The sequence below is a fragment of the Kitasatospora nipponensis genome (genome assembly GCF_039528135.1).
Lineage (GTDB): Bacteria > Actinomycetota > Actinomycetes > Streptomycetales > Streptomycetaceae > Kitasatospora > Kitasatospora nipponensis.
The window spans coordinates 3,246-6,025 of record NZ_BAAALF010000299.1 but is presented as its reverse complement, the minus strand read 5'-3'; the positions used below and the strand labels follow the sequence as shown (position 1 = coordinate 6,025).

General features: G+C 75.2%; 1 protein-coding gene and 1 pseudogene. Both read left to right on the top strand.

The features are described from left to right. Positions 1–1,703, top strand: a pseudogene (locus ABD323_RS38780) (hypothetical protein); the annotation flags it as partial. Between the two features lie 107 nt (positions 1,704–1,810). Then, positions 1,811–2,740: a coiled-coil domain-containing protein gene (locus ABD323_RS38775; protein ID WP_266293748.1), complete on the top strand. Its 930-nt coding sequence runs from the start codon at positions 1,811–1,813 to the stop codon at positions 2,738–2,740. The last annotated feature ends 40 nt before the right edge of the window (positions 2,741–2,780 follow it).

The following is a 2,780-nucleotide window of genomic DNA, read 5'->3' as shown; positions in this document are numbered from 1 at the left end:
CCGACGCCGAGGCGTACAGCGCCCAGGTGCGCACCGACGCCGACGCCTACGACGGCGAACTGCGGGCCACCGCCCAGCAGGAGACCGACCTGCTGCGCGCCACCGCCGAGCAGGAGAGCGCCGAGCTGCGCGAGCGCACGGCCACCGAGGCCGCCGCCGACCAGGCCGCCGCCGAGCGCGAGGCGGCCCGGATCGCCACCGACGCCGAGGCGTACAGCGCCCAGGTGCGCACCGACGCCGACGCCTACGACGGCGCCCTGCGCACCGAGGCCGACGGCTACGCCACCACCGTGCGCGCCGACGCCGAGGCGGAGGCCGACCGGCTGCTCGCCGAGGCCGCCGAGTACGACACCGCGGTCCGCGCCGAGGCCCAGGCGCACCTCGCGCAGGCCGAGGAGGACGGGCGCCGCACGCGCGCCGAGGCCGACGCGCAGGCCCAGCGCACGGTGGCCGACGCCGAGGAGCGCGGCGCCGCCCTGCTCGCCGACGCCGAGCAGTACGCGGCCCGGATGCGCACCGAGGCGGAGGAGTTCGCCGCCGCCACCCGCGCGCTGGCCGAGGAGTACGAGGCCAGCACCCGCAGCCGGGCCGACGCCTTCGACCGCAGCACCCGCGAGCAGGCCGAGCAGTACGACGCGGCCACCCGCGCGCAGGCGACCTCGGTGCTGGAGCGGGCCTTCGCCGACGCCGAGTCGCTCGGCGAGGAGGCGCAGAGCACCGCGCTGGCCACCACCGCCGCCGCCGAGGAGCAGGCCGACGCCATGGTGGCCGCCGCCCGCAAGGAGGCCGAGCGCCTGGTGGCGGCCGGCGAGGCGGCCGGTCAGGGCGAGGTCGAGCGGGCCCGCGCGGACGCCGACGCGCTGCTCTCCGAGGCCCGCCGCGACGCCACCGCGATCCGCGAGCGCGCCGAGGAGCTGCGCGAGCGCACCGACGCCGAGATCGAGGCCCTGCACGAGCGCTCCCGCAAGGAGAACGCGCAGGCCATGAAGTCGGCCGGGGAGCGCGTGGACGCGCTGGTGACCGCCGCCCAGGAGCAGCTCACCGAGGCCGAGGAGCAGGCGGTGGCCGCCGTCGCCGAGGCCGAGGAGCGCGCGGCCGAGCTGCTGGCCGCCGCCGAGGAGCGGGCCGCCGAGCTCACCTCGCAGGCGTCCGCGGAGGCCAGCAAGGTGCGCATCGCGGCCGTCCGCAAGGCCGAGGGGCTGCTGAAGGAGGCCGACCAGAAGCTGGCCGCCTCCACCGCCAAGGCCGACCAGCTGCGCACCGAGGCCGAGTCCCGGCTCAAGGCCGCCCGCGACGATGCCGAGGAGCAGATGGAGGCGGCCGCCACCGAGGCCGCCAAGCGTCTGCGGCAGGCCGAGGAGACCGCCGCCGAGCAGCTGCGACTCGCCGAGGAGGAGGCCGACCGGGTGCAGAGCACCGCCCGGGCGGACGCCCAGCGGGTCACCGACGAGGGCCGTCGCGAGCTGGACGAGCTGGTGCGCCGGCGCAAGGACATCAACACCGAGATCTCGCGCGTGCAGGACGTGCTGTCCGCGCTGGAGGCCTTCGAGGCACCGTCACCGGTGCAGCAGGCGGCGGCGCGTGAGGCGGCCGGCCCGTCCGGCGGCAAGGGCGGTGCGGCCGGCGGGGGCTCGAAGGCGGGCGCAGGAGTGGGTGCCCCCCGTTCGGGTGGCGGACGGTCCCCCGGGACACCACCCGATTGAGCGGACATTGTCCGTCAACCATAGGCTTTTCGCCTACGACACTCCGGTAACGTGTCAGGATTCCCTCAACCACCTCAGCGGTTTGACGACAGGAAGCCCAGAACCCCATGAGCGACAGTCACTCCCCTCACGGCTTCGACCTGGTGCGCCGTGGGTACGAGCGCGCCCAGGTCGACGAGCGGATCACCAAGCTGGTGGCCGACCGTGACAGCGCGTTGACCCGGATCAGCGCGCTCGAGAAGCGCATCGAGGAACTCCACCTGGAGACCCAGAGCGCGCAGGCGCAGGTGGCCGACGCGGAGCCCTCGTACGCGGGTCTCGGTGCCCGGGTCGAGAAGATCCTGCGGCTCGCCGAGGAGGAGGCGAAGGACCTGCGTGAGGAGGCCCACCGCGCCGCCGAGCAGCACCGCGAGCTGGCCGAGGCAGCCGCCCAGCAGGTCCGTTCCGAGGCGGAGAACTACGCCAAGGACCGCAAGGCGAAGGCCGAGGACGAGGGCCTGCGGATCGTCGACAAGGCCAAGAGCGACAGCGCCCAGCTGCGCAACGAGGCCAACAAGGACGCGCAGAACAAGCGCGAGGAGGCGGACGCCCTCTTCGAGGAGACCCGCACCAAGGCCGCCCAGGCCGCCCTGGAGTTCGAGACCAACCTGGCCAAGCGCCGCGAGCAGTCCGAGCGCGACCTGGCGGCCCGTCAGGCCAAGGCCGAGAAGCGACTGGCCGAGATCGAGCACCGGGCCGAGCAGCTGCGCCTGGAGGCCGAGAAGCTGCGCACCGACGCCGAGCGCCGCGCCCGCCAGACGGTGGAGACGGCCCAGCGCCAGTCCGAGGACATCGTGGCCGACGCCAACGCCAAGGCCGACCGGATCCGCAGCGAGTCCGAGCGCGAGCTGGCGGCGCTCACCAACCGCCGCGACTCGATCAACGCGCAGCTCACCAACGTGCGCGAGATGCTCGCCACGCTGACCGGCGCGGCCGTGGCCGCCGCCTCGCTGCCGACCGACGACGCGCTGGGCGTGCCCGCCCAGCAGTCGCGCTGACGCACCGGCAGGACGAAGGGCCCGGACCGCTCCTCGGAGC

Bases quoted from the DNA above. Each gene is read 5' to 3' on its own strand.
- ABD323_RS38775 (WP_266293748.1), top strand. From the start codon at position 1,811: ATGAGCGACAGTCACTCCCCTCACGGCTTCGACCTGGTGCGCCGTGGG.